Origin of the sequence: Streptosporangium becharense (assembly GCF_014204985.1) — a bacterium.
In the GTDB taxonomy this organism is placed as follows: Bacteria; Actinomycetota; Actinomycetes; order Streptosporangiales; family Streptosporangiaceae; genus Streptosporangium; species Streptosporangium becharense.
The window spans coordinates 5237343-5264274 of the sequence record NZ_JACHMP010000001.1 but is presented as its reverse complement, the minus strand read 5'-3'; the positions used below and the strand labels follow the sequence as shown (position 1 = coordinate 5264274).

Annotated in this window: 24 protein-coding genes and 1 tRNA gene; 15 read left to right on the top strand and 10 right to left on the bottom strand. The window is 72.9% G+C overall.

The features are described 5' to 3' along the window. Positions 1–87: 87 nt before the first annotated feature. Positions 88–894 carry an NAD-dependent epimerase/dehydratase family protein gene (locus tag F4562_RS23110; protein ID WP_184541186.1) on the top strand — a complete coding sequence of 269 codons (807 nt, stop codon included), beginning with the start codon at positions 88–90 and terminating at the stop codon, positions 892–894. 280 nt (positions 895–1174) lie between these two features. Beyond that, positions 1175–1996, top strand: a complete 822-nt coding sequence (locus tag F4562_RS23105) for an IclR family transcriptional regulator (RefSeq protein ID WP_246473521.1) — start codon at positions 1175–1177, stop codon at positions 1994–1996. A 60-nt stretch (positions 1997–2056) separates the two neighbouring features. Here F4562_RS23105 and F4562_RS23100 read toward each other — a convergent pair whose 3' ends face one another. Further along, the gene (locus F4562_RS23100) at positions 2057–2767 is read right to left on the bottom strand and encodes a GntR family transcriptional regulator (RefSeq protein ID WP_184541187.1); all 711 of its coding nucleotides are present in this window, start codon (positions 2765–2767) and stop codon (positions 2057–2059) included. Positions 2768–2895: 128 nt separating this feature from the next. Here F4562_RS23100 and F4562_RS23095 point away from each other — a divergent pair, with 128 nt between their 5' ends. From F4562_RS23095 to F4562_RS23080, 4 genes are read left to right on the top strand one after another with little or no spacing between them, the layout of a single operon-like run. Then, entirely contained in the window at positions 2896–3696 is an 801-nt protein-coding gene (locus F4562_RS23095) for an N-acyl homoserine lactonase family protein (protein ID WP_184541188.1), read from the top strand. 32 nt (positions 3697–3728) lie between these two features. Next, entirely contained in the window at positions 3729–5018 is a 1290-nt protein-coding gene (locus F4562_RS23090; protein WP_184541189.1) for a hydroxyacid-oxoacid transhydrogenase, read from the top strand. Between the two features lie 4 nt (positions 5019–5022). Next, entirely contained in the window at positions 5023–5505 is a 483-nt protein-coding gene (locus F4562_RS23085) for an FmdB family zinc ribbon protein (protein ID WP_184541190.1), read from the top strand. Continuing rightward, the gene (locus F4562_RS23080; RefSeq protein ID WP_184541295.1) at positions 5502–8651 is read left to right on the top strand and encodes an FAD-binding and (Fe-S)-binding domain-containing protein; all 3150 of its coding nucleotides are present in this window, start codon (positions 5502–5504) and stop codon (positions 8649–8651) included. Before F4562_RS23085 ends, F4562_RS23080 begins: the two co-directional genes overlap by 4 nt. Before the next feature lie 11 nt (positions 8652–8662). Here F4562_RS23080 and F4562_RS23075 read toward each other — a convergent pair whose 3' ends face one another. From F4562_RS23075 to F4562_RS23060, 4 genes are all read right to left on the bottom strand, one after another. Further along, positions 8663–9478: a class II fructose-bisphosphate aldolase gene (locus tag F4562_RS23075; RefSeq protein ID WP_184541191.1), complete on the bottom strand. Its 816-nt coding sequence runs from the start codon at positions 9476–9478 to the stop codon at positions 8663–8665. Further along, positions 9466–10347: a 1-phosphofructokinase family hexose kinase gene (locus F4562_RS23070; RefSeq protein WP_184541192.1), complete on the bottom strand. Its 882-nt coding sequence runs from the start codon at positions 10345–10347 to the stop codon at positions 9466–9468. The genes F4562_RS23075 and F4562_RS23070 overlap by 13 nt, the downstream gene beginning before the upstream one ends. 40 nt (positions 10348–10387) lie before the next feature. Further along, complete coding sequence (locus F4562_RS23065; RefSeq protein WP_184541193.1) at positions 10388–11272, bottom strand: SIS domain-containing protein; 885 nt, start codon at positions 11270–11272, stop codon at positions 10388–10390. Between the two features lie 220 nt (positions 11273–11492). Next, complete coding sequence (locus tag F4562_RS23060) at positions 11493–12251, bottom strand: DeoR/GlpR family DNA-binding transcription regulator (protein WP_184541194.1); 759 nt, start codon at positions 12249–12251, stop codon at positions 11493–11495. Between the two features lie 632 nt (positions 12252–12883). On the opposite strand from F4562_RS23060, the gene F4562_RS23055 reads away from it, so the two are divergent. The 6 genes from F4562_RS23055 to F4562_RS23030 all read left to right on the top strand — a co-directional run bounded on the left by F4562_RS23055 (position 12884) and on the right by F4562_RS23030 (position 19434). Beyond that, positions 12884–14212, top strand: coding sequence for an ABC transporter substrate-binding protein (locus tag F4562_RS23055; protein WP_184541195.1), 1329 nt, complete (start codon positions 12884–12886; stop codon positions 14210–14212). Positions 14213–14228: 16 nt separating this feature from the next. Next, a complete protein-coding gene (locus tag F4562_RS23050; RefSeq protein WP_184541196.1) occupies positions 14229–15242 on the top strand; it encodes a carbohydrate ABC transporter permease in 1014 nt (337 codons plus the stop codon). Continuing rightward, positions 15239–16120: a carbohydrate ABC transporter permease gene (locus F4562_RS23045; protein ID WP_184541197.1), complete on the top strand. Its 882-nt coding sequence runs from the start codon at positions 15239–15241 to the stop codon at positions 16118–16120. Before F4562_RS23050 ends, F4562_RS23045 begins: the two co-directional genes overlap by 4 nt. 38 nt (positions 16121–16158) lie before the next feature. After that, positions 16159–17199 carry a carbohydrate kinase family protein gene (locus tag F4562_RS23040; protein ID WP_184541198.1) on the top strand — a complete coding sequence of 347 codons (1041 nt, stop codon included), beginning with the start codon at positions 16159–16161 and terminating at the stop codon, positions 17197–17199. Continuing rightward, positions 17196–18506, top strand: a complete 1311-nt coding sequence (locus F4562_RS23035) for an alpha-glucosidase/alpha-galactosidase (protein WP_184541199.1) — start codon at positions 17196–17198, stop codon at positions 18504–18506. The genes F4562_RS23040 and F4562_RS23035 overlap by 4 nt, the downstream gene beginning before the upstream one ends. Before the next feature lie 235 nt (positions 18507–18741). Continuing rightward, entirely contained in the window at positions 18742–19434 is a 693-nt protein-coding gene (locus F4562_RS23030; protein WP_246473520.1) for a formylglycine-generating enzyme family protein, read from the top strand. A 350-nt stretch (positions 19435–19784) separates the two neighbouring features. On the opposite strand, the gene F4562_RS23025 is transcribed toward F4562_RS23030, so the two are convergent. From F4562_RS23025 to F4562_RS23010, 4 genes are all read right to left on the bottom strand, one after another. Further along, positions 19785–19858 (bottom strand) — tRNA-Lys (locus tag F4562_RS23025). A 726-nt stretch (positions 19859–20584) separates the two neighbouring features. Further along, positions 20585–20983, bottom strand: coding sequence for an OsmC family protein (locus F4562_RS23020; RefSeq protein ID WP_184541200.1), 399 nt, complete (start codon positions 20981–20983; stop codon positions 20585–20587). Between the two features lie 70 nt (positions 20984–21053). Further along, positions 21054–21329, bottom strand: coding sequence for a hypothetical protein (locus F4562_RS23015; protein ID WP_246473519.1), 276 nt, complete (start codon positions 21327–21329; stop codon positions 21054–21056). A 70-nt stretch (positions 21330–21399) separates the two neighbouring features. Next, a complete protein-coding gene (locus F4562_RS23010; protein WP_246473518.1) occupies positions 21400–22614 on the bottom strand; it encodes an NADP-dependent oxidoreductase in 1215 nt (404 codons plus the stop codon). A 251-nt stretch (positions 22615–22865) separates the two neighbouring features. Here F4562_RS23010 and F4562_RS23005 point away from each other — a divergent pair, with 251 nt between their 5' ends. Together F4562_RS23005 and F4562_RS23000 are read left to right on the top strand one after the other, a co-directional pair. Further along, a complete protein-coding gene (locus tag F4562_RS23005; protein ID WP_184541202.1) occupies positions 22866–23234 on the top strand; it encodes a phage holin family protein in 369 nt (122 codons plus the stop codon). Between the two features lie 8 nt (positions 23235–23242). Then, positions 23243–24637, top strand: coding sequence for an aromatic amino acid lyase (locus F4562_RS23000; RefSeq protein WP_311733967.1), 1395 nt, complete (start codon positions 23243–23245; stop codon positions 24635–24637). 73 nt (positions 24638–24710) lie between these two features. Here F4562_RS23000 and F4562_RS22995 read toward each other — a convergent pair whose 3' ends face one another. Continuing rightward, complete coding sequence (locus tag F4562_RS22995; RefSeq protein ID WP_184541203.1) at positions 24711–25700, bottom strand: LacI family DNA-binding transcriptional regulator; 990 nt, start codon at positions 25698–25700, stop codon at positions 24711–24713. A 190-nt stretch (positions 25701–25890) separates the two neighbouring features. Between F4562_RS22995 and F4562_RS22990 the strand changes: the two genes are divergently transcribed. Beyond that, positions 25891–26805 (top strand): amidohydrolase family protein, encoded by a 915-nt coding sequence (locus tag F4562_RS22990; RefSeq protein ID WP_184541204.1) that lies wholly within the window; start codon positions 25891–25893, stop codon positions 26803–26805. The last annotated feature ends 127 nt before the right edge of the window (positions 26806–26932 follow it).

Below are 26932 nucleotides of genomic sequence, written 5' to 3'. Positions count from 1 at the left end.
GGTACGGTATGAATCGCACCAATGAGATGTCAAGACTGTTAATCATTCGCCTCATATGCGTGCCGACACCACGGCGAGGGAGAACACGTGACCCGACGACTACTCGTGACCGGGGCCTCGGGCCGGGTCGGCTCGCTGATCCGGCCCCTTCTCACCGGGCCCGACCGGGAGATCCGCCTCCTGGACGTCCGGCCGCCGGCGGACGGGCTCCTGCCCGGCGAGACGTTCCTGGCGGCCTCCATCACCGACCCGGAGGCCATGGAGTCGGCCTGCGCGGGCGTCGACCTGCTCGTGCACCTGGGCGGCCACAGCCACGAACGCGCCTGGGCGGAGATCCTCCAGACCAACATCCACGGCACGTACGTCGTGCTGGAGGCCGCCCGCAGGGCCGGCGTGCGGCGGGTCCTGCTCGCCGGCTCCGCGCACGCCGTCGGCATGGTCCCCGCCGCCCAGGCCGGCGGCGACGCGGTGCTCCCGCCGCGGCCGGACACCTTCTACGGCGTGAGCAAGGCGACCGCCGAGGCCCTGGGCAGCCTCTACGCCGACGCCTACGGCATGTCGGTCGTCTCGGCCCGCATCGGCACGGTCGAGGCCGTCCCGGGCGGCGTCCGCTCCCTGTCCACCTGGTTCTCCCCCGGCGACGCGGCACGCCTGGTCGAGGCGTGCCTGGCCAGGGACGAACCCGGGCACCACATCGTCTGGGGCGTCTCCCGCAACCGGCGCCGCTGGGTCTCGCCGGCGGCGGGCGAGGCGATCGGATTCGTCCCGGTCGACGACGCCGAGCACTTCGCCGCGGCCGTCGAAGGCGCCGGACCGCCCGCGCCGCCGGACCCCGGCGTCCGCCTGGGCGGCCCGTGGAGCGAGCCCGGCCGGGAGCGGGGACAGCGGTGGTGACACGCCGGCCACGAAGGTCCCCGGTGACGCCCGCCGCCACCACGCGGGCGGGGACACCGGCGGCATCCGCCACCACACGACCGAAAACACCGGCACCCGCCGCCGCCACGCGATCGGAAACACCGGCGGGGACACGCCGGTGTCGGCCACGCGCGACATCCGCGGCGGCGCGGCCACACCGCGCCGCCTCGCACCGGCTTGATTTTTCGTACGCTACCGGCGTCGAAGCTTCCGTACGCTACCGACGTCAGAGCCGCATCCCTCGCGAGGAGACCCGCCGATGACGCACGATCCGTCCAGCAGCCTCCCGATGGACGGGCAGATCGACCCGTCGGCCGAGACCAAACTGGTGAAGTCGGCGGAGCGCACGATCCTCATCATGGAGATGCTCGGCACCGCCCGCGACCCGGTGACGGTCGCGGAGCTGCGGCGACGCACCGGATACCCCCGCTCCAGCCTCCACCAGCTGCTGCACACGCTCATCGCCATGCGCTGGATCGAACCGACCCCCGACGGCTCGGCGGTCGGCGTCGGGCCGCACGCGCTGCTGTGCGGCACCGCCTACCTCGACCGCGACCGGGCGCTGCCGTACGCGACCCGCACGCTGGAGCTCATCGGCGAGGCGACCGGCTACACCACCCACTACGCCCGCCTCGACGGCGCGAACGTCATCTACCTGGCCACCCGCGAGACCATCGAGCCGCGCCGGGCGACGTCACGGGTGGGGCGGCAACTGCCCGCGCACGCCACCGCGCTCGGCAAGGCGCTGCTCGCCGAGCGGGCCGCCGACGAGCTCGCCCAGCTGCTGCCCGGTGCCCCGCTCGCGCGGCTCACCGAGCACACCATCACCGGTTACGACGGGCTCATGGCCGACCTGGAGGAGACCCGGGCACGCGGCTACTCCCTCGAACGGGAGGAGAACACCCCCTCCATCGGGTGCGTGGCGGTCACGGTGGCGTACCGCATCCCGGCCACCGACGCCATCAGCTGCTCCCTGCCGATCGGCGCCGCGACCGACGAGGAGACGGAGCGCGTCGCCCGGATCATGCGCGAGCACGCCGAGGAGCTCGCCGCGCGGCTCCGCGCCGAGGGCATCCGCTGACCGGGACCGCCGGGCGGGGCGGGCCGGGACCGCCGGGCGGGGCGGGCGGGGGCGGGCCGCCTACGGGGCGGTGCCGAGGATGAGGTCGATGTCCTCGGGGTCGGCGGCGACGCCGTTCTCGGCGGCGACCTGGGCGAGCAGGAGCTCTCCCGTGTGGGCCACGTGGGAGCGCATGGCCTCGGCCGCCGCGTCCGCGTCGCCCGCCTCCAGCGCGGCGAGGATGGGCTCGTGCTCCTCGGCGATGTCCGCCAGCGACCGGGAGCGGTCGACGGTGGAGGCGCCCAGCGTGATCGTCGCGTCGCGGAGGTTGCCGACGACGCCGACGAGCTTGCGGTTGGCGCCCGCGACGAGCAGCAGCTCGTGGAAGGCGCGGTCGTGCCGCATGAAGCGCGGCTCGTCGTGGTCGCCGGCGGCGGCGCGCATCGCCTCCAGCTCGCCGCGCATCGCCTCGACGAGGCCGGGTCCGGCCCGGCGCACGGCGAGCCGGGTGGCGGGCACCTCCAGCAGCAGCCGGAGGTGGAAGACCTCCGCGATCTCCTTGGGGTCTCGCCCGAGCACGCGGAAGCCCCGGCTGCGCTCGAACCGCACCATGCCGGCCTCGGCCAGCCGGAGCATCGCCTCGCGGACCGGGGTGCGTGACACGTTGAGCTCCTCGGCCAGCCGGTACACGGAGTAGAGCTCTCCCGGACGCAGCTCACCGGAGTGGATGGCCGCGCGGACGGCCTCGAAGACCTGTTCCGTGAGGCTGGACGTGCCGTCGACAGCTTGCACCTGTGGCGACCTTTCCGGATCCGACGCGACTTTGTGGAGCCTACCGAAAGCGCGACTTTCCACAGTTGACATGCAGCATGCTACATGCCACCTTCGGAAACCTGGCGTTAACACATGGAGGAACGGCCATGAAGTTGCACGTACTCGACTGCGGTGCGATGAGCTGTGATCTGACCTGGTTGCTGCTCAAGCCGGGCCGGAGCATCAGGCCGAGGGCGGAGCGGGACAAGCCCGTCGAGTGGTACCCCTGCACGACCCACGCGGTCCTCGTGGAAACCGACGAGGGCACCCTCCTGTGGGACACGAGCTGCCCCCGCGACTGGGAGACCCGCTGGGTGCCGACCGGGCTCCAGGAATTCTTCCCCTACGACCAGGTCTCCGAGGAGCAGTACCTCGACGCGCAGCTCGGGCGGCTCGGCGTGAGCCCGGAGAACCTCGACTACGTGGTGCTCTCGCACCTGCACTTCGACCACGCCGGCAACGTGCGGACATTCGCCGGCACCGGCGCCCGCCTGGTCTGCAACGACAAGGAGAAGGACTTCGCCTTCGGCTTCGACGGCGCGTTCACCGGGGCCCACCTGAAGGCCGACTACGAGGGCCTGGACTTCGATACGGTCTCCGGCGACACCGAGATCCTGCCGGGGGTCACCCTCATCGAGGCACCCGGCCACACCCCGGGCACCATGGCCATGCGGGTCGACCTGCCCGAGTCCGGAACCATGATCTTCACCTCCGACGCCGTCTACATGGGCGACTCCTACGGCCCGCCCGCCACCCCGGCCGCGATCGTCAACGACCTGGGCGCCTGGTACGCCTCCGTCGAGAAGATCCGCTCGATCGCGGAGCGCTCCGCCGCGAACGTGGTCTTCGGCCACGACGCCGCGCAGCTGCGCTCGATGCGCACGGCTCCGCACGGCTTCTACGAGTGAGAGGGCTTCCCCGCGTGAGAGAGGAACGAGAGATGTTCACCGCTCCGGGCGACCCCGAGTCCGTCTTCACCTACGGCGCTCCCGCCCTGAAGTTCGGCCCCGGCGCCAGCGCCGAGATCGGCTTCGATCTCGGGCAGTACGGCGCCCGCCGCGTCCTGGTCGTCACCGACCCCGGGGTGGCCGCGACCGGCACGCCGCAGCGGATCGCCGACCAGCTCGCGGGCTACGGCATGGAGGCGCACGTGTACGACGGCGTGCACGTCGAGCCGACCGACCGGAGCATGCTCGCGGCCGTCGACCACGCGCGCGCCTCCGGCCCGTGGGACGCCTTCGTCGCCGTCGGCGGCGGGTCGAGCATCGACACGGCCAAGGCGGTCAACCTGCTCACCACCAACCCGGGCGAGCTGACCGACTACCTCAACGCCCCGGTGGGCGGCGGCCGGGCCCCGTCCCAGCCGCTCAAGCCGCTGGTCGCGGTGCCCACGACCACCGGCACCGGGTCGGAGAGCACCACGATCTGCGTGCTCGACGTGCTCGACCTGAAGGTCAAGACCGGGATCAGCCACGGGCGGCTCCGCCCGGTCCTGGCGGTCGTCGACCCCGACCTGACGCTGACCCAGCCCGCCGGGGTCACCGCCGCCGCCGGAATGGACATCCTCTGCCACGCCCTGGAGAGCTACACCGCCCGGCCGTACACCTCCTACGAGCGCAAACGTCCCGAGGAGCGCGTGCCGTACTGCGGCTCGAACCCGGTGGCCGACATGTGGTCCGAGCGCGCTCTGCAGCTGCTCGCGCACTCCTTCCGCGCCGCCGTACGGCACGGGGACGACGCCGGGGCCAGGGCTCAGATGGCGCTGGCGGCGACGTTCGCCGGACTCGGGTTCGGCAACGCGGGCGTGCACATCCCACACGCCAACGCCTACCCGATCGCCGGGCGTGTCAAGGACTTCCGTCCCGAGGGTTACCCGCAGGACGAGCCGATGGTGCCGCACGGCATGGCCGTCGCGCTGACCGCCCCCGAGGCGTTCCGGTTCACCTTCGAGGCGCGGCCCGAGCGGCACCTGCGGGCGGCCGAACTGCTCGACCCGGCCGCGGACAGGCCCGATGACCTCGCGGAGTTCCTGCCCGGCGTGCTGACGAACCTGATGCGGGACATCGGCCTCCCCGACGGCATCGGTGGCGTCGGCTACACCGAGGCGGACGTCCCGGCGCTCACGGAGGGGGCGATGAAGCAGCAGCGGCTGCTCGCCACCGCCCCGCGTCCGGTCGGCGAGAACGACGTCGCCGGTATCCTGACCCGATCCATCACCCTGTGGAGTTGACGACGTGGCCATCTACGAGCTCCGCTGCCACCGGGGGCACCGGTTCGAGGTCATCCAGTCCTTCACCGCCCCCCTGCCCGGCTGTCCCGACTGCGGCGCGGCCACCAGCAAGATCCCGAGTGCGTTCGGGCTGGGCGGGCGGGCGGCCACGCCGCCGCCGGCCGAGATGATGCCGCAGACGTGGCGGGGCACCTACGGCGCCGACCGCGAGTACGTCGCCGGGCTCAGGAGGACCGCCGAGGCCCGCCGCGCCTTGGAGGAGCGGCACCCCGAGCTGGCGGGTGACCGGCGGCCGATCATCGCGCACGAGGGCCGCTACGAGCACGCACCGCTGCGCGCCGGGGACCGGGTCCTCCCCGCGGGCGGTCCGGATCCCGGTCACGGGCACAGTCACGGGCACAGTCACGGGCACGGGCACAGTCATGGCCACGGCCACGGGCCGGCCGGGTCGGGGAACCCGGGGACCGGCGGGGAGGGAACGTCCTGAAGCCGTCCGATCTCGCCGGGGCCCTCCGCCGGGCCGGCGTCCGCGACGTCGACGTCTCGTCGCGGCGCCGGGCGGAGTACTCCTCCGACGCCTCGCTCTACCGGGTGCCGCCGGCGGCGGTGGTCTTCCCCCGCGACCCGGACGAGGTCGCCGCCGTCCTCGCGGTCTGCCGCGCCGAAGGGGTGCCGTTGACCGCCAGGGGCGCCGGGACGTCGATCGCGGGCAACGCGGTCGGGCCCGGGGTGGTCCTCGACTTCACCCGGCACCTCGGGCGGGTGAGGTCGCTCGACCCCGAGGCCCGCACCGCGACCGTCGAACCGGGCACCGTGCTCGACACGCTCCAGATCCGGGCCGCCCGATACGGCCTGCGCTTCGGTCCCGACCCCTCCACGCACAGCAGGTGCACGATCGGCGGGATGATCGGCAACAACGCGTGCGGGTCCCGCGCGCTCGCCTACGGCCGCACCGCCGACAACGTCCTGACACTCGACGTGCTCACCGGCGGCGGGGAACGGCTGACGGCCGGCCGCGACGCGACCGGCGCACCGGCAGCGGGGACAGGCCAAGGCACGACCGGCGCACCCGCACCCGGGGCCGGGGGGAACACGACCGGCTCCCCCACCCTGGACGCCCTGCGGCGGGTGGTCCGGGACAACCTGGCGGTGATCCGCACCGAGCTGGGCCGGTTCCCCCGGCAGATCTCCGGTTACTCACTGGAGCACCTGCTTCCCGAGCGCGGCTTCGACGTGGCCAGGGCCATGGTCGGCACCGAGGGCACCTGGGGCGTGGTGCTCGGAGCCGAGGTACGGCTGGTCGAGGCGCCCGCGCGCACCGCGCTGGTCGTCCTCGGCTACCCGGACATGGCCGCGGCCGCGGACGCCGTACCGGGCCTGCTCCCGCACCGGCCCGTCGCCTTGGAGGGTATCGACGCGCGCATCGTCGACGTGGTGCGGACGCGGCGCGGCGCGGGGCGGGTCCCACCGCTTCCCCGGGGGAACGGCTGGCTCCTGTGCGAGCTCGGCGGCGGTTCGACCGCCGAGCTGCGTTCGGCCGCCGCCGCGCTGGTGGCCGACGCGGACGCCCTCGACAGCCTCGTGATCACCGACCCGGCCCGGGGGGCGGCCGTGTGGCGGATCCGCGAGGACGGCGCGGGCCTGGCCGGACGCACGCCCGCCGGGGCCCCCGCGCACGCCGGCTGGGAGGACGCCGCCGTACCTCCCGAGCGCCTCGGCGCCTACCTGCGGGACTTCGACGCGCTCATGACGGGTCACGGGCTGACCGGCCTGCCCTACGGGCACTTCGGGGACGGCTGCCTGCACATCCGCATCGACTTCCCCTTCGGCCGCCCGGACGGCGCGCGGGCGTTCCGCGCCTTCCTGCTCGACGCCGCCCGCCTGGTCGCCTCACACGGAGGCTCGATGTCCGGGGAGCACGGCGACGGCCGGGCACGCGGCGAACTGCTGCCGCTGATGTACTCCCCCGCCGCGCTGTCCGCCTTCGCCGCCGCCAAGGCCGTGTTCGACCCCGGCGACGTGCTCAACCCGGGCGTGATCGTACGGCCCGCCGCGCTCGACGCGGACCTGCGGCTCCAGCCTCCGCCCCCGCCCGCCCTCGGGACGGCCTTCCGCTACCCCGGCGACGGGGGCGACCTCACCGCCGCCGTGCACCGGTGCACCGGGGTCGGCAAGTGCCGGTCGGAGACCACGGGCGCCGGTGCCGTGATGTGCCCGTCCTACCTGGCCACGCGCGACGAGAAGGACTCGACGCGGGGCCGGGCACGGGTCCTGCAGGAGGCGGTGGGCGGTTTCCTGCCCGGCGGCCTGCGGGCACCGGAGGTGCGCGAGGTGCTCGACCTCTGCCTGGCCTGCAAGGGGTGCCTGTCCGACTGCCCCACCGGGATCGACATGGCCACCTACAAGGCCGAGGTGCTGCACCAGACCTACCGGGGACGGCCGCGTCCCGCCGTCCACTACTCCCTGGGCTGGCTGCCGAGGTGGGCACGGGCGGCCGGCCTCGCGCCGCGCGCCGTCAACGCGGCGCTGCGGGTCCGGCCGGTGGCCGCGCTCGTGAAGCTGCTCGGCGGGATCGACCCCCGGCGTCCGCTGCCCTCGTTCGCCGAGCGGCGGTTCCGCCGCGAACGCCCGCCACGCGGAGCGGCCCCACTCTCCTCGCGCGGCGCGGTTCCCTTCCCCCCGCGCGAGGTGACCGGGACAGTACGACCCGGGACAGTACAGCCCGGGACAGCGCGGCCCAGGACAGCACGCCCCGGGACCGCCGCGGAGGCGGGCCCGACCGTGCTGCTCTGGGTGGACACCTTCACCGACCACTTCTCCCCCGCAGTCGCGCGGGCCGCCATCGAGGTGCTGAACCGGGCGGGCTTCTCCGTGGCCGTCCCGCGCGCTTCCCTGTGCTGCGGCCTCACCTGGATCTCCACCGGGCAGCTCGACGCCGCGCGGCGCAGGCTCCGCCGCACCGTCGACGCCCTGGCCCGGCACGCCGAGGCGGGGACGCCGATCGTCGCCCTCGAACCGTCCTGCACCGCGGTGCTCCGCTCGGACGCCCTCAACCTGCTCGGTCCCGGAGACCGGGCCGCGAAGGCCGTCGCCGCGTCCGTCAGGACCCTCGCCGAGTTCCTCGGCGGCCTGCCCGGCTGGACCCCGCCCGATCTCGGCGGTGTGAACATCCTCGCCCAGCCGCACTGTCACCACCACGCGGTGATGGGCTGGGAGACCGACCGCGACCTGCTCACCCGGGCCGGCGCGTCGGTCGGCTCGGTCGGCGGCTGCTGCGGTCTGGCGGGCGACTTCGGGGCCGAGCGCGGCCACTACGAGGTGTCGGTCGCGGTCGCCGAGACCCAGCTGCTGCCCGCGGTGCGCAAGGCCATGGAGAACACGGAAGGCATGGGAGGCACGGGAGGCACGGGAGGCACGGGAGGCACGGGAGGCACGGGAGGCACGGGAGGCACGGGAGGCACGGTGCTGCTCGCCGACGGTTTCTCCTGCCGCACCCAGCTCGACCAGCTCGCCCATGTCAGGGCCTACCACCTGGCCGAACTGCTGGCCGGTCGGGTCGGCGCCGCCGACCGGCTCGGGACCACCGGCCGGGCGGCTCCCCCGCAGGACGCTCCGCCGACGGAACCGCCGTAACCGGACCGGGCCTAGCCCGCGACGACCTTGAGCAGGTGGGACACGACCTCGGCCATGGCGGTGCGGGCCGGGGCGAGATATTTGCGGGGGTCCACCTGGCCGGGCAGGGCGTCGCGGACGGCGCCGGTGAAGGCGATGTTCAGCGCGGTGCCGATATTGATCTTCACCATGCCCTCCCGCACGGCCTGCCGGAGCTCGTCGTCGGGGACCCCGGAGGAGCCGTGCAGGACCAGCGGCACGGGTACGGCGTCGCGCAGCCTCCGGATCAGGGCGTGGTCGAGCGCGGCGGTGCGGTCGGTCATCGCGTGGGAGCTGCCCACCGCGACGGCCAGGGCGTCCACGCCGGTGGCCGCGACGAAGGACACCGCCTCGTCCGGATCGGTGCGCACACCCGGGGCGTGGGCGCCGTCCTTGCCGCCGACCTCGCCCAGCTCGGCCTCCAGCCACAGGCCGTGGGAGTGTGCCCAGGACGCGGCCTCCGCGGTGTGGGCGACGTTGCGCGCGTAGTCGTGACGCGCGCCGTCGTACATCACGGAGCCGAAACCGTGGTCGGCCGCCTGGCGCAGCAGGTCCAGGTCCGTCACGTGGTCGAGGTGGAGGGCGACCGGCACGGAGGACGCCTCGGCGACGGCGGCGGTGGCGGCGGCGATCGGGGCGAGACGGCCGTGGTGGAACCTGACCGCGTTCTCACTGATCTGGCAGATGACCGGGGCTCCGGCCTCCTCCGCTCCGGCGACGACGGCCTCGGCGTGCTCCACGGTGATCACGTTGAAGGCGGCGACGCCGCGGCCGGGGACGACGATGTCGGCGGTCTTCACCAGGGGCATGGGATCTCCCTCACGGTCACGTGTTCTCTCAGGCGGTGGTAGGTGGCCAGGTCGACGTCTCCGGCGACGGGTGTGACGACCGCGGAGGCGGACAGGGCCACGGCGTCGGCCAGGGCCTGCGGCCAGGGGGTGTCGTCCCGCAGCGCGAGGGCCAGGGCGGCGGCGGCCGCGTCGCCCGCACCGGTCGGGTTGCCGGGCAGGATCTCCGGGGGGAGCGCCTCCCAGTGGCCCTGCGGGGTTCCGGCGAGCATGCCGTCCGGGCCGCGCGAGACGACGAGCGGCAGCGTGCGGGGGTCGAGACCCGCCTCCGCCAGCTCGGCGGCGTTCGGCTTGATCAGGTCGGGCCCCGCGGCGGCCCCCGCCCGCAGGGCCGGGCCGCCGCTGTCGAGGAGCACCTTCGCACCGGCCCGGCGGGCCAGCCGGGTGAGCACGGCGTAGGCGTCGGAGGGCAGGCCCCGCGGCAGGCTGCCGGACAGGACCACGACCCGGGCCCGGGCGGCGCGGGCGGCGAAGCGGTCCTGGAAGTGCTCCCACTCCTGCGGCGCGACGATCGGGCCGGGCTCGGCGAAGACGGTGGCGTCGGCGTCGGTGACCGTCACCACCCGCCGGGTGTCGCCGGCGACGGGGACGAGGTCGTGCGGCACGGACGAGTCCGTCAGCTCCTGCGTGATCAGCGCGCCCGTGGGACCGCCGCACAGTCCGGTGGCGACGGTCTCCTGGCCGAGCGTGTGGAGCACGCGGGCCACGTTGACGCCCTTGCCGCCCGCCCGGTGGCGGACCGCCCGGACCCGGTGGGTGGTGTGCGGAACCAGGGCCGCGACGTCGTAGGTGACGTCGAGCGCCAGGTTGAGCGTGACGGTGAGGATCATCGGGCGGCCGACCGGATGATCGTTCGGGTCCTCACCGCGATCAGGCCAGGATGACCGAACGGGTCAGGTTGCGCGGCTCGTCCGGGTTGACGCCCTTGGCCTCCGCGAGCGCCACCGCCAGCCGCTGCGCGCGGATCAGGTCGGCGACGGGGTCGAGGGCCGACACCGACACGATCGCGCCGGTCCGCTCCACCTCCGCGACCAGGCCGTCCGGCGCGGGGCCGAAGAACCAGACGACGCTGTCGGAGTCCGTCACGCTGATCGGCCCGTGCCGGTACTCCATCGCGGGGTACGACTCGGTCCACGACCCGGACGCCTCGCGCAGCTTCAGCGCCGCCTCGTGCGCGATTCCGTTCGTCCACCCGCCGCCGAGGAAGGTGAACTGCGTACGGCCGACGGCGCCGGGCGGCAGCGGCGCGTCCACCGCCGCCGCGGCCTGGGCGGACAGGTCCGCGGGCAGCAGCGAGGGCACGCTCCGCGCCAGGTGGGCACGGAGCAGGGTCAGCGCCGTGGTCGCGAACCTCGTCTGCACGACCGACTTCTCATCGGCGAAGTCCAGGACGATCCGCACGTCCGCCAGCTCCACGATCGGGGTGGCCGGGTCGCCGATCACCGCGACGGTGGGCAGCGAGGTGGCCCGCAACAGTTCCAGCACCTCGGTCGTGGTGCCGGAGCGGCAGATCGCCACGACCTTGTCGTACGCCCGCCCGTGCGGGAACTCCGAGGCGGCGAACGCGTCGGTCTCCCCGAGCCCGGCGGACTCGCGCAGCGCCGCGTAGGACTGGGCGATGAACAGGGACGTGCCGCAGCCGACGACGGCGACCCGCTCCCCCGGCTCGGGCAGCCCGGGGGCACTGCCCGACAGCTCGATCGCGCGCTCCCAGCAGGACGGCTGGCTGGCGATCTCGTTCGCGACGAACGTCATCTCACACTCCTGACGCGCAAGTCTGCTCGATTTACGCACCAAACGTACAAGAGTGAGCAGCCTTCAGCAAGAATGCGCATTTGCTCCGTTCCGCGCAGGCAGGACCGGCGTCAGACCACGGTGACGGTGACGCCGGTACCGGACGCGACTCCGGGCAGGTGGCGGACCAGCACCGGACCGCGACCCCGGGCAGACGTCAGACCGCGACCCCGGGCAGGCGTCAGACCGCGGTGACGGTGACGCCGGCGTCGGCGATGGCCGCGAGCTGGTCGCCCGGAGCGCCGGCGTCGGTGATGAGGTGCTGGATGTCGCGCAGGGGGCAGATCTTGGCGAAGGTGACCTTGCCGATCTTGGACTGGTCCGCCACGACGACGATGCCGCCGCTGCTCCTGACGAACGCGCGGTCGGTGGCCGCCTCCAGCTGGTCGTGGGTCGTGCACCCGTGCGTGGCGCTGATCCCGTCGACCCCGAGGAAGGTGATGTCGGTGTGGTAGTCGGCCAGCGTCTTCTCGGCGATCGGGCCGACGAGCTCGTAGCTCTCGCTGCGCGCGTCGCCGCCGATGACGACCAGGGTGACCCCCTTGTGCAGCACGACCTCGGCGGCGATGTTGACGGCGTTGGTCACGATGGTCACCGGGCCTCGCCCGACGAGCAGCCGGGCCACCTCGGTGGTGGTGGTGCCGCCGGTCAGCCCCACGACCGCGCCGGGCGGGACCAGCTCGGCGGCGGCCCTGGCGATGGCCTGCTTCTCGGGTCTGCGGCGTTCCATCCGGCGCTGGATCGGCACCTCGATGCTGATGCCGCCGATGACCGCGCCGCCGTGCGTGCGCTGGAGCAGCTTGCGGTCACTGAGGTACTGGAGGTCGCGCCGGACCGTGGCCCCCGAGACGGCCAGCAACCGGGCCAGCTCGTTGACGTCGACGCTGCCCTTGGCTGAGACATGCTCAAGAATCCGGGCATGACGCTCAGTTCGTAACATCCCATGAGCATATCCGTCGACCGGTCCACGGGAACCGTCGATCGTGCAAGAAGCGGTGATCTCTCTTCCGGCCGCTCCGCGTGCCGCGCGGAAGCCGCTGAACACGGCGGATTCCGGTACCCGGCCCGGCGCGAGGCGCCTCGGGGCCGCAGCGGGAAGCCGTTCGCATGAGCAAGATCTGCGCATAGACGCACTCTTGACATGACCACTTCTGCTCGATTTACTCCGATGAACGCCGGAGTCGAGTACTCGGCGCCGAAGGGTACGCCCAGCCGGTATGCGGCATGTTCCGCGAGTCCGGCCCAAGTCGCCAGGGCCGCTGTCAGCACCCGAGGCGGGGCGTGTCCACGAGGCCTGGAGCACGATCATGAGCACCACTCGTGACCCCGCCCGTCCACAGTCCGGCGGTGCGATCGCGGCCGTCTCAGCCGGGTCCACCGATCACAGGTACTCTGCGCACCAAAAGCATTAAATGTCTGAAATACCCGGTTGTGGGTGGGCCGGACGGCCCGACCACCCCCGATCGCACCGGCGATGACAGGGAGACCCACCACGAGTCCCACCGCCGGGGCCCCGGAGCCCGGCACGCCGGCGCCGGTTCCCTCGCGTCTGATTCTGTTCTTGGAGTAAAGATGGGTGCAGTCCACCGCATCACCTCATCCCCCTCGCGACGCGAGGTCCTGCGTGGCGGCGCGCTGGCGTTCGCGGCGATGGCCGGCGCGACGGTGTCCGGGTGCGCCTCGGGCACCGACGACGGCGCGGCCGCCGGCGGGCCGGTCACCATCGAGCTGTGGCACGGGCAGACCGACACCGGACGCGACGCCATCGAACGGCTGGTGGCGGACTTCCAGCGTGCCCACCCCGACATCAAGATCAACGCGGGCGGCGGAGTGCTCGCCGACGCGATGCTGCAGAAGGTGACCGCCGCACTCGCCGCCGACTCCTACCCCGACATCGCCTACGTCTTCGGCTCGGACCTGGCCAACGTCGCCCGCAGCCCGCAGGTGGCGGACCTGACCGACATGGTGAACTCCGCTCCCACCCCGTGGACGGAGTACTGGGCGCCGACACGGGCCGCCGTCACCATCGACGGCAAGGTCAAGGCGGCCCCCGCCCTGATCGACTCGCTCGCCGTGGTCTGCAACAAGAAGGTGTTCGAAAAGGCCGGGGTCGACCTGCCCGAGGAGGGCTGGACCTGGCAGGAGTTCACCGAGACGGCCAAACGGCTGACCGACAAGGACAACGGCACGTTCGGCACCGGCTGGCCGGGGACGGGCGACGAGGACACCGTCTGGCGGATGTGGCCGCTGATCTGGGACCTGGGCGGCGACGTGATCGCCCCGGGCGGACGCGAGATCGGGTTCGCGTCCACCGGCGAGCGGGCACTGGAGGTGCTGCGGACCCTCGCCGCCGACGCGAGCGTCTACGTCGACCCCAAGCCCGGCAGCGAGCAGATGTACAAGGTGTTCCTCGCCGGCCGGATGGGGATGGTGGTCACCGGCCCCTGGCAGCTGCCGGACATCGTCGGCGCCGACATCGACTACCAGGTGGTCCCGCTGCCCAGCTTCAGCGGCAAGCCGATCACCATCTCCGGCCCCGACACCTGGACCGTGTTCGACAACGGCGAGGCGCGGCTGAAGGCGGCCCGCACCTTCATCACCTGGCTGATGCAGCCCGAGCAGGACGTGCGCTGGGACGTGGAGGCCGGCAGCCTGCCGCTGAGCAAGCGCACCCAGAACCTGCCCGCCTGGAGCGAGCAGGTCAAGAAGACCGAGGGCCTGTCGGTGTTCGTCAAGACACTGGAGACGGCGCGCGTGCGGCCCAACGATCCGGCGTACCCGCACGTCTCCAAGGCGCTCGGCGAGGCCGTCGTCGCCGTGCTGATCGGCAAGAGCACCCCGGCGGACGCGCTCCGCGACTGCGCCGCCAAGGCCAACACCGCGCTGCGCGTGCCGCGTTAGGACGGTGAGCACCCGTATGTCACGCCTGCCCACCCCGATCACCGTCGCCGACCGCGCTTCGGAACGAACCGGGAAACGAACCGGGAAACGGCCCGGGGAACCGTCCGCCCACCGGCCGGACGGCCAGCCCCGCCGCGCATCCGCGCTGCGCCGCCACGAGGCGGCGACCGCCTGGGCGTTCGTCTCCCCCGCCGTCCTGATCATCATCGGGCTCAGTGTCGTCCCCGTGGTGTGGTCGCTGCTGCTGTCCTTCCAGGCCGACGACCTGGTCACGCCCAGCGTCTGGGTCGGGCTGGACAACTACCGCGCGCTGGCCGAGGACCCCGGCTTCGGCCAGGCCGTGCGCAACACCCTCCTCTACACCGTGCTGTACGTCCCGCTCAGCGTCGGCCTGGGACTGGCGCTCGCCCTCGTCCTGAACCGGCGGATCCGGCTGGTCGGCCTCTACCGGACGCTGTTCTTCGTGCCGTTCATCATCTCCGCCACGGTCCAGGGCACCCTGTTCTCCTTCATCCTCGACCCGGAGTTCGGCGCGGCGAACTCGGTGCTGCACGCCCTCGGCGTCTCCCCGCAGGGATTCCTGTCCGACCCCGCCCAGGCCCTGTTCGTCCTGGTCGGCATCACCCTGTGGAGCGGCACCGGGTTCTGCGTGGTCGTCTACCTCGCGGCCCTCCAAGACGTGCCGCCGTCGCTGATCGAGGCGGCGCGCCTGGACGGGGCCGGCCGGTGGCACCTGCTGCGTCACATCACCCTGCCCACGATCGCGCCGATCAGCGTCTTCCTGCTGCTGTGGCAGACCATCAGCGCGCTGCAGGTCTTCGACCTGGTGTACGTGACCACCAAGGGCGGGCCGCTCGGCGCCACCACCGTGATCGTCTACTTCATCTGGGAGCAGGCGTTCAAGAACTTCGCCGCCGGCTACGGCGCCGCCGCGGCCTACGTCCTCGCGCTGGCCCTGCTCGTGGTCGGCGTCGGCCTGCGCGCGGTCCGGAGCCGGGAGCGCCGCCGTCTCGAAGGAGCGACGTCTTGACCGCGACGACCGGCCAGAGTGCCCTCCGCCCCGGCACGCGGCCCGCACACCGGCCCCGCCGGAGCCCGCTGCCGTTCAGCGCCTGGCACCTGCTCCTCGCCCCGCTCGCCCTGCTGTTCGCGGTTCCGCTGATCTGGCTGCTGCTCAGCTCCGTGATGAGCGACGCGGAGATCAACAAGTTCCCGCCGGCCCTGTGGCCCTCCGGCATAGACCTGGAGGGGTACCGGTACGTGCTGAGCAACGCGGGGTTCCCCCGCTGGTTCGCCAACTCGCTGATCGTCTCCGTCACCGCCGTCGTGGCCAACCTCGTGTTCGGCGCGCTCGGAGGCTACGCGTTCGCGCGCATGCGCTTCGCCGGCTCGCGCGTGCTGATGGTGCTGATCCTGGCCACGATGGTCATCCCCTTCCAGCTGACCATGATCCCGACGTTCCTGGTGATGAAGCGCCTCGGGCTCATCGACACGCTGGGTGCGCTGATCGTCCCGTCGCTGGTCACCCCGTTCGCCGTGTTCCTACTGCGGCAGTTCTTCCTCTCCCTGCCCAGGGAACTGGAGGAGGCCGCCTGGATCGACGGCTGCTCACGCCTGAGGGTGCTGGTCAGCGTCGTGCTGCCGCTGTCACGCCCGGCGCTGACCACGGTGGCCGTCCTGACGTTCCTCACCACCTGGAACGACCTGACCTGGCCGCTGATCGCCATCAACCACGACAGCCAGTACACCCTCCAGCTCGGGCTGGCGACCTTCCAGGGCAAGCACCACACCAGATGGGCCGCCGTCATGGCCGGCAACGTGATCACGGTGCTGCCGGTGCTGCTCGCCTTCCTCGGCGCGCAGCGGTCGTTCATCCAGTCCATCACCTCCAGCGGCCTCAAGGGCTGACCTCTCCCTTCCTTCTCCGACGATCCACAGGAAACCTGATGCCGCCCACCTTCGACCTGCTCGTCATCGGCGACGCCAACCCCGACGTGATACTCGGCCCCCTGGACGCCCCGCTCGCCTTCGAGCAGCGGGAACAGCTCGTCGGCGCCGGCGTGCTCACCCTCGGCGGCTCCGCCGCGATCATGGCCTGCGGAGCCGCGCGCCTCGGCCTGAGGGTCGCCTTCGCCGGACGCGTCGGCGACGACGACGCCGGCCGCTACGTGCGCGACACGCTCGCCGCGCGCGGCGTCGACGTCGGCGCGCTGCGCCTGGACCCGGACTCGGCCACCCCGCTCACCGCGGTCCTGACGCGCGGGGCCGACCGCGCCATCCTCACCTCACCCGGCAGCCTCGCCACCACGACCGGCGACGACGTGCCCGAGGCGCTGCTGGCGGGCAGCACGCACGTACACGCCGCCTCCTACTTCCTGATGCCCCGGCTCGCCATGGCACTGCCGGGCCTGCTGCGCACCGCGCGGGCACACGGCGCGACGACCTCGCTGGACACCAACGACGACCCCGCCGGCCGGTGGGACCCCGCCGGCATCGCCGCCGTGCTCGCCGAGATCGACATCCTGCTGCCCAACGCCCACGAGGCGCGGCACCTGGCCGGCTCCGCCACCGCCTCGGCGGCGGAGTCCGCCGCCGTGCTGGCCGCGCGCGGGCCGCTGACCGTCGTCAAGGACGGTGCCGACGGGGCCGTCTGCCATGACGGGCGACTCCTCGTCACGACGGCGGGCATCGCCGTGACGCCGGTGGACAGCGTCGGCGCCGGCGACAGCTTCGACGCCGGCTTCGTCGCCGCCACCCTGGCCGGCATGCTCCCCGCCGACGCCCTGGAGTTCGCCGCCGTCTGCGGTGCCCTGTCCACCCGTGCCCACGGCGGCACCACGGCCCAGCCCACCTGGGACGAAGCCCTCGCCGCTCTCGCCGCCCTCCCCCGCCGCACCACCGGTGACGGCATCCCGGCCCGGCCCGCCCGGGACGGGATCCTCGCCGTCCCCGCCCACCGCACCATCAACGGAGACAACCGGTCATGACCACGCCCAAGATCACGTTCGTCGGCGCCGGGAGCGTCGTCTTCACCCAGGGCCTCCTCGCGGACCTGTTCGCCTTCCCCGAGCTGCGCGGCGCCCACATCGCCCTGCACGACATCGACGCCGAGCGGCTGGCCACCGCCGAGGCCGCCGCCCGGTACATCGCCGGCAGCCTCGGGGCGAGCCCGCGCATCACGGCCCACGCCGACAGGCGCGAGGCGCTGGCCGGCGCCGACTTCGTCATCAACATCGTCCAGGTCGGCATGCGCGAGGCGACCCGCGTCGACTTCGAGATCCCGGCCCGCCACGGCCTGCGCCAGACCATCGGCGACACCCTCGGCATCGGCGGCATCTTCCGTGCCCTGCGCACCTTCCCGCTGCTCAAGGCGCTCGGGGAGGACATCGCCGAGGTCTGCCCCGACGCCTGGCTGCTCAACTACACCAACCCGATGGCGATGAACGTCCAGTACCTCACGCAGGCCACCGGCCTGACGCGCGTGGTGGGCCTGTGCCACTCGGTGTACTGGACCGCGCGGGGCCTGGCCGATCTCCTCGGAGTCCCGTACGAGGAGGTGAGCTACCGCGCCGCGGGGGTGAACCACCAGGCGTGGCTGCTGCGCTTCGAACACGGCGGCGCCGACCTGTACCCGCGGCTGGACGCCATGATCGAGGCCGACGAGCAGCTGCGCCGCCGGGTCCGCGTCGACATGTACCGGCGCCTGGGCTTCTACCCGACCGAGACCAGCGAGCACTCCTCCGAGTACGTGCCCTGGTACCTGCACCACGACAGCGAGGTCGAGCGGCTGCGGCTGCCCGTCGGCGCCTACCTCGACATCGTCGACGAGAACGTCCGCGAGTACGAGAAGAGCCGCGACGCGCTCGCCGCCGGGGCTCCGCTGCACGTCGAGGGCACCCAGGAGTACGCACCCCAGATCATCCACAGCGTCGTGACCGGCACCCCCCGCACCGTCTACGGGAACGTCCCCAACCACGGGCTGATCGACAACCTCCCCGCGGACGGCGTGGTCGAGGTGCCCTGCCTGGTGGACTCGCTGGGTGTGCAGCCCACCCGCGTCGGCTCCCTGCCCCCGCAGCTGGCCGCGCTCAACCGGGCCTACCTGAGCGTGAACGACCTGGTGGTGCGGGCCGCGCTGGAGGACGAGCCGCGCCACATCCGCCACGCCGCGATGGCCGACCCGGCGACCGCCGCCACCCTGCCGGTCGAACGGATCTGGGAGCTCTGCGACGACATGGTGCGGGCCCACGCCGAACGCCTGCAGCCGTCCCTGCGCCGCACCCTCGGCACCTGACGCCCCGCCCCGGTTCCGTGTCCCGGTTCCGTGTCCCGGTTCTGTCGTGGTTCCGTCCCGGACGACTCGCTCGGAGCCGGGCGGAACCGGCGGGGAGCCGGGGCGGAACCATGGCAGAACCGGCGGGGAGCCGGGGCGGAACCATGGCAGAACCGGGACACGGAACCGGTGGGGACGATCACGGCCATCTCCCAGGTCGCCGCCGCGAACCGATCGGGTAGGTTCAGGACCCACGATGAACCTTGAACCGACACCGCACCAGAAGATCACCCAGCACATGATCGAGATCCCCGCCGGGAAGATCTTCCTGCGTGACGAGGGCACGAAGAGAGTGTGGAAGGTCGAGGTCGGAGCCTTCCGCCTGGCGCCGCACCCCGTGACCCGCGAACTGTACGCCGCCGTCCTGGGCCAGGCGCCCGCCGGGTCGGCGGGGCCGCTGACACCGGTGACCGAGGTCTCCTGGAACGACGCCGTCCGCTTCTGCAACCTGCTCTCACAGGCGGCGGGGCTCACCCCCTGCTACTCGGCGGGCGACGACCCCGACGGCCAGGACGTGGTCTGCGACTGGGAGGCCGACGGCTACCGCCTCCCGTCCGAGGCCGAGTGGGAGTACGCCTGCCGGGCCGGAGACTCCGGTGTCCGCTACGGGGAACTGGACGAGATCGCCTGGCACGGCGGCAATTCCGGCGGCGAGGTGCACGACGTCGCGACCAGGACACCGAACGCGTGGGGCCTGCACGACATGATCGGCAACGTGTGGGAGTGGTGCTGGGACGTCTACGACCCCGCCGTCTACGGCCCGTACCGCGTGTTCCGAGGCGGAGGCGCGCACGACGGACCCCGGGGATGCCGGGCGTCGTGCCGCCGCAAGAGCCACCCGACCTTCCGCGTCGACGACCTCGGGTTCCGCCTCGCCCGGTCGCTCTGAGCAAAGGACAATCCGACCGCTCTGAGCGGGGGGCAACCTGGTCGCTCTGAGCGGAGGACAGCCCGACCGCTCTGAGCGGAGGACACCGGCCGCACGGGCGGGAAGTCGTACGGCGCCGTTTCCCTGGCGGCCTTATGGCCGGAGGCGGTGGCCCTATGGCCGGCAGGCGGTGGCCCTGTGGTCGGCAGGCGGTGGCCCTGTGGTCGGCAGGCGGTGGCCCTGTGATCGTGACCAGAAGGGCGGCGGTGACTTCGGGGCCGGGCTGGGAGGGCGGCGCGATGCTTCCCGGGGCTCGGGCGGAAACGACAAGGGCGTCCTCCGGAACTCCGGAGAACGCCCTGTGCATCGGGTGCGCCGCCAGGGACTCGAACCCCGGACCCGCTGATTAAGAGTCAGCTGCTCTAACCAACTGAGCTAGCGGCGCCTGCGACGGAGGTAACTCTAGCAGCAGCCCCGGCACGCTCGCACCCCGCGCGGGCCCAGCCCCGGCCCCGCACATCACTCTGGACCCGCACCTCGCTCCACTCCAGACCTGCACCTCACCCGGCCCCGCGTCGGCACCTTGCCCGGCCCCGCACCTCGCTCCACTCCAGGCCCGCATCCCGCCCGGTGCCTGCATCTCGCCCGGCCCCGCGCTGACACCTCGCCCGGCCCTGCACTCAGGCCCGCGCTTCGCCAACCCCCAGAAAAGACTCAGGGCCGGACAGTCCCCCAACTGTCCGGCCCCGGTCTCCGGGCGGGCCTTCCCCTCGTCTCCCCCAAGACTCAGGCGGCTCCCACTCCGGGGACGCGATCCCCCTCGCGCCCTTTATCCGGTGAAAAGTCTCTGCAACGCTCCCCCCGGGCCTCGCAGACTCCCTTGACCTGCAACAACAGTACCGAGCCAAATGTAACGCGGACGTCATCCGAGAGTTGTTTTTACGCCTACACCCAGGCTTGACCTGGTATCGCCAAGCCCGCCAAGGCCGCCGCACCCGGGCCGGCAGGACCTCTCCCGCCCGCGTTCGACAGGACGATCACACCCGCGTTCGACAGGGCGGCCCCGCCCGCGTCCGGCAAAGTCTCTCCCGCCCGCGTCCACCCAGGTGTTCCGGCATCAGGGGCCGGGAACACCTCGGGCGAGGAGACGGGCATCCGCCCGCCTCGGAGGTCACTCGGGGAGTTCGAGGCGGACCTCGGTGTCCTCCCGCAGGGCACGGCTCACCGTGCAGTACTTCTCCTCGACCCGGTGGGCAACCGCGCGGAAGACCTCGTCCGCCTTCTCGTCGCCCTCGGGCAGCTCCACGTCGTAGGTGATCGTGATCGGTCCGAGCCTGGTCTGCTCGACCTTCTCGGCATGGACGGTCATGGCCAGGCGCACCAGGCGGTGACCCCGCTGGGCCGTCAACGGCTCCACGGTGACGATGTTGCAGCCGCCGAGCGCCGCGAGGAGCAGCTCGACGGGGGTGAAGACCCCCTGCTCGTCGCCGCCGCCCATGGCGACCTCGGCTCCCCTGTCGTTACGCGCCACGAACCCGTCGGCGGTCCGTTCCACCCTCACCTGCGCCATGGCGTTCCTCCCCAGCTCTGCCGATCACCCTACCGAGGGGACGGAACGCCGTGGCGGCGGGTGGACGCGTTCAGGCTTCGGGGTGTTTGGAGAGGTAGTCGATGTAGAACGGACGCAGTGCCTCGCCCAGCTCCCCGTGACCCGAGGCCACCGCGTCGCTGAGCAGCGCCGAGATCCGGCTGAGGTCGTTGGCGGTCCGGTCGTCGTTCCCGGTGGCCGCCTCCGCCGCCGGTATCACCTTCAGCAGTTCCCACAGGAAACCGAAGTCCCCGTGGTGCACGGCGTAGTGGACTGCACGATCATGCAGTTCGCGGGCCGGCAACGCCTCCAGCTCGTCCGTCTCCAAGGTAACCCACCTCCTCTCGCCCCTTCTGCCCCAAGATGAGGGGATCATGCATGATCGGCGGGACGCACCGTCAGGGGGCCAGCCGGACGACCATCTTGCCGGTGTTGGCACCGCGCAACATGTCGATGAACGCCCGGGGAGCGTTCTCCAGGCCGTCGACGACGGTCTCGGTGAAGGTGAGCCGGCCCTCCTGGAGCCAGGCACCGACCTCAGCGATCATGTCGGGCAGGCGGTCGTAGTGGTCGCCCACGATGAAGCCGCGCAGGGTGAGGCGTTTGCCGACGGCCAGACCGAGATTGCGCGGGCCGGGCACGGGCTCGGTGGCGTTGTAGACGGAGATCGCCCCGCACATCGCGACCCTGCCGTACGGCTTGAGCTGGCCGATGGCCGCCTCCAGGTGGTCGCCGCCGACGTTGTCGAAGTAGACGTCGATGCCGTCCGGTGCCGCCTCGGCGAGCTGTTCGCGGACCCGGCCGTCGCGGTAGTTGAAGGCGGCGTCGAAGCCGAGCTCGTCCACCAGGTAGGCGACCTTCTCGGCCGATCCGGCGCTGCCCACGACCCGGGAGGCACCCCTGAGCCGGGCGATCTGCCCGACCAGACCGCCCACCGCCCCGGCCGCGCCCGACACGAACACCGCGTCGCCCTCCTGGAACCCCGCGATGTCGAGCAGACCCACGTACGCGGTGAGGGCGGGCATGCCCAGCACGCCGAGGTAGGCCGACAGCGGCACACCGGGCAGCTCCTCCACCTTCGTCGCCCGGTCCGCGCCGAGGACGGTGTACTCGCGCCAGCCGAGCCCGTGCAGGACGAAGTCGCCGGCGGCGAACCCGGACGCGCGGGAGGCGACGACCTCGCCGACCGCGCCGCCGTCGAGCGGCTTGCCGATCGCGAACGGCGGCACGTAGGACTTGACGTCGTTCATGCGTCCCCGCATGTAGGGGTCCACGCTCATGAAGAGGTTGCGGACGAGGACCTGCCCCTCTCCTGGCGCCGGAACCTCCGTCTCGGCCAGTGTGAAGTTCTCCGGGATCGGCCAGCCGGAGGGGCGTGAGGCGAGCCGGATCTCCCGGGACGCCGTACGATCTCCGGCTCCGGCCTCCGCCCGGCCCCCGCCCGTGCTCGTGGCCGTGCCGTCGCCCGTGCTCATGGCCTTGCCTTCGGCCGTGCTCCCAGCCGTGCCGTCGCCCGTGCTTGTGGCCGTGTTCTCCGCCGTGTTCTCCACCGGGGTCGCGGCCGGGATCGCGGTCTCGCCGCCGGCCGGTTCCACGGATCGATCCTTGGACATGGTGCGCTCTCCCAACGTGTTCGGCTCTTCTCCCGGGACCTTCCCACCGGGCGGGAGACCACCCCGGCCCGTGCAGGATGCCACCCTCAGCGTGGGCCGGACGACCACGGAAGGTCACCTGTGGAAAACTCTCCGCCGGAACCCGATCACCGGCCGCTCATCCGGCGGCGAAAGTGTCTAGTGTCCAGGTGTATCCGCCCGCACGACGCGGATCCGCCCCGGCCCACCCACCCCTGTGAGGACGCCCCAACGTGAAGATCATTGTAAAGATCCTGGCTGTGGCGGCCGCCCTGTGGGCGGCCACCAAGCTGGTGGACGGCATCATCGTGTCCGCGGACACCCCGGCGAAGGAGATCGGCACGCTCCTGGCGGTCGCCCTGGTCTTCGGCGTCGTCAACGCCGTGCTCAAGCCGATCATCAAGACGCTCGGCTGCGCCTTCTACATCCTCACGCTCGGCCTGTTCGCCCTGGTCGTCAACGCCGGCCTGCTCCTGCTGACCAGCTGGATCGCCGGCCAGCTCGACCTGGCGTTCCACGTGGCGGGCTTCTGGGCCGCGCTCTGGGGTGCGATCGTCATCGGCGTGATCAGCTGGCTGCTCGACCTGGTCCTGGGCGACTGAGGCCCGACGTGACCGAGGCGCCCGGCCGGATGCCCGTCGTCCTCGACGGAACCCGCCTGACCTGTGCGCAGGTCAGGCGGGCGGCGTCCGGGTCGGGGGTCCTGCTGGGGCCCACCGGACGCGCGGAGACGGCCTGGCGGGTGGCGGGTGCCCTCGCCGGGCCGGTGTACGGCCGGACCACCGGAGTGGGTGCCAACAAGGACGTCCAGGCCGAGGCCGGCGGTCTCGACCTGCTCCGCAGCCACGCGGGCGGCGCCGGGCCGTTGATCGGCGAAGAGCGGGCCCGCGCCACCCTCGTCGTACGGATCAACCAGTTGCTCACCGGCGGATCGGGGGTCGACCCCGCCGTGCTGCCGGTCCTCGCCGCCGCCGTCAACCGGGGCTTCACCCCGCCGATCCGCACCTACGGCGCCGTCGGCACCGGCGACCTCACCGCCCTGGCCACCACCGCCCTGTGCCTGCTCGGTGAGATCCCCTGGGCCCCGCCCGCCACCCCCGACCCGGCCGCGCCGACCGGCGGCCCGCCGCGGTTCGCGCTGGCGGCCCGCGACGCGCTGCCCTTCATCAGCTCCGGCGCGGCGACCCTGGCGGACGCCGCCCTGGCCTGCCACGACCTGCGGATCCTGCTGTCGGCCGCCACGGCGGTCGCGGCCCTCTCCTTCCGGGCGGTCGACGCCTCGCCCGAACCGCTCGCACCCGCCGTGCAACGCGGTCCGGGGCAGTCGTCGGTCGCGGCGAGGCTGCGTGCCCTGACGGGCCCGACCGACCCGCGACGGGTGCAGGACCCCTACGGATACCGTGCCTTCCCCCAGGTGCACGGTGCCGCGCTGGACGCGCTCGACGGCGCGGAGCAGGCGGTCACCCTGGAGCTGAACGCGTCCCCGGAGAATCCGCTGATCGCGGAGGGGCGGGCCTGGCACAACGGCAACTTCCACGCGGCGCGGGTCGCGCTGGCGCTGGACACCCTGCGGGCGGCGCTGGTGCAGACGGCGACCCTGAGCGCCGCGCGGCTGGCCACCCTGGCCGATCCCGCGCACACGGGCCTGCTCCCCTTCCTCGCCGAACGGCCCGGGTCGTCCGGGGTGATGATCCTGGAGTACGTCGCCCACTCCGCCCTGGCCGAGCTGCGCCAGCTCGCCACCCCGGTGACCCTCGCCGGCGCCGTGCTCTCCCTGGGCACCGAGGACCACGCGAGTTTCGCCCCGCAGGCGGCCCGCTCCGCGCTGGCCGCCGCGGAGCCGCTGGAGATCGTGCTGGCCTGCGAGCTGGTGGCCGCGGCCCGGGCGCTACGCGGACGCGGCCTGCCCTGCGACGTCCCGCTCGACCCCCGGGCGGCCGACCGTGCCCTGGACGCCGACCTCGACGCCGCCCGCGCTCTCCTTCCCGGACTCGCCCGCGATTAGGGATCCGCCTCCCCTGCGCACGAGTGCGCTCCGTGCCGCCCCGCGTCCTCGCTGTCCGATCCGGCCCGGCCGGTCAGCCGACCGAGCCGCGCTCGCGAAGCTCCGGTGCCTGCACGATGCGGCGGCGCCGGGCGGTGCCGTCGACGGCGGCCACGACCATCCGGACGGCGGCCCTCACGATGCCGTCGATGTCCCAGTCGACGCTGGTCAGCCCCGGGGTGAGCAGGCCGGACATGGGATGGTCGTCGTAGCCCATCACCGAGACGTCGGACGGGATCCGCAGCCCGCGCTCGGCCGAGGCGGCGTAGACCCCGTAGGCGATGGAGTCGGCGAAGCAGAAGAACGCGCGGTGCCCGGCGTCGAGCACCCGGCGGGCGACCTCCGTCGCGGCGGCCGGTGACTGCGGCGCGGTGATCACGTCGATGTCCAGTTCCAGCCGCCCCGCCTCCGCCAGGACGTGCACGTCCGCGGGCCGGTCGGGGGTGCTGGCCCGGGTCGAGGTGAGCACCGCCAGGCGGCGGTGACCGCGGCGGCGGAGATGCTCCAGGGCGAGGGTCACGCCGGTCCGGTTGTCGAAGACGACCTCGCCCGCCGTGCGGGCACCGGCCAGTGAGTCTCCGATCGACACCACCGGAAGGCTCTGGCAGAGCTCGGCCCACAGTGACGCCGCCGGGTCGACCGGCTGGACGATCAGCGCGTCCACCCGCTGGTCGCGGAGCTGCCTGGCCAGCGCGCTCTCCCGGGCCGGGTCTCCGGCGGCGTCCAGGATGAGCGCGTAGCGGTCGTTGTCCTTCAGCGCGCGGGCGACCCCGACGGCCAGTGACTGCTGCCAGAGGTCTTCCAGCGAACCGCAGAGCAGGCCGATCATGCCGGTCCGGCCGCTGGCGAGCGCTCGCGCGATGGGGTCGGCCTCGTATCCCAGCTCGGCCGCGGCCCGCCGCACCCGTTCGATGGTCTCCTCGGAGACCTGGAGGCCGCGCAGCGCGTACGACACGGCGGCGGGCGAGAGGCCGGTGGCCTTCGCCACCTCACGGATCGTCGCTCGTTTCCTGGGCTGGGGCATCCGACCAGCCTATTGGGCGGGGCCGTCGGCGGGGTGTCATCCCGGTGTCCACGCTTCGGGACGGGATTGACACCCTTCTGGTGAAACGGTTCACTGAAACGGTTCACTGAACCGCATCACCATTGGGCGTGCCGAGGCGGGCGGATATACCTATATTGTTAGTAGGGAATAGCCGAAAGGAGGGCCGGCGGTGGTCGTCGACGTGCACCAGCACCTGTGGACACCCGCGTTCGTCGACGCGTTGCGCCGCCGCACGGCCCCGCCGTTCCTCGACGGCTGGACGCTTCACCTGGCCGGTGAACCGCCGTACGAGGCCGACCCGGCCGACCACGACCTCGCCGCGCGCCTGGAGCTGAACGCCGGGCTCGACCTGGCCCTGGTGTCGCTGTCCAGCCCGCTGGGCGTCGAGACGCTGCCTCCCGAGGAGGCGTGGCCCCTCATCGACGCCTACCACGAGGACGCCCTCGCCCTGCCCGCCCCGTTCGGGGTCTGGGCGGCCGCCTGCCTCGGCGACATCGACCCGGACAGGCTCGCCGCGACACTCGACGGGCGTCGCCACGCGGGCACGGGAGCGAACCCGGTCGGGTTGCAGCTGCCCGCCGGCGCGCTGGGCGACGCCGCCGGCCTGGCACGGGTCGCCCCGCTGCTCGACGTGCTCGCCGAACGTGATCTGCCGCTCTTCGTGCACCCCGGCCCCGCCACCCGGCCCGAGAGCCCCGGCTGGTGGCCCGCCGTGGTGCCGTACGTCCAGCAGATGCACGCCGCCTGGTACGCGTTCGCCGCCTTCGGGCGGGCCCGGCACCCCCGGCTGCGGGTCTGCTTCGCGCTGCTGGCCGGGCTCGCCCCGCTCCACTCCGAGCGGCTGACCAGCCGGGGCGGTGACGGCCGGGGGCGGGTCGACCCCGGGATGTTCGTGGAGACCTCCTCCTACGGCCCGCGCGCCATCGACGCGACGGTCCGCGAACTGGGCGTCGACGTCGTGGTCAACGGCTCCGACCAGCCCTACGCGACCGCCCCCGACCCCGGGCTCGGCGACGCCGCCCGGCACGCCATCACGGTGACCAACCCCAACCGCCTGCTGAACAGGAAGGAGTCGCGCAAGTGAACCAGTACCAGGACCGCGGGAGCTGTGAGATCCCCGGCGCACCGGCGACCGGCGGGCGGGCACGGGGCCGCGGGTTCACCGGCCCCGGCGGGCGTCCGTCCGCGGCCCCCGGAACGTCCTCCGGCAA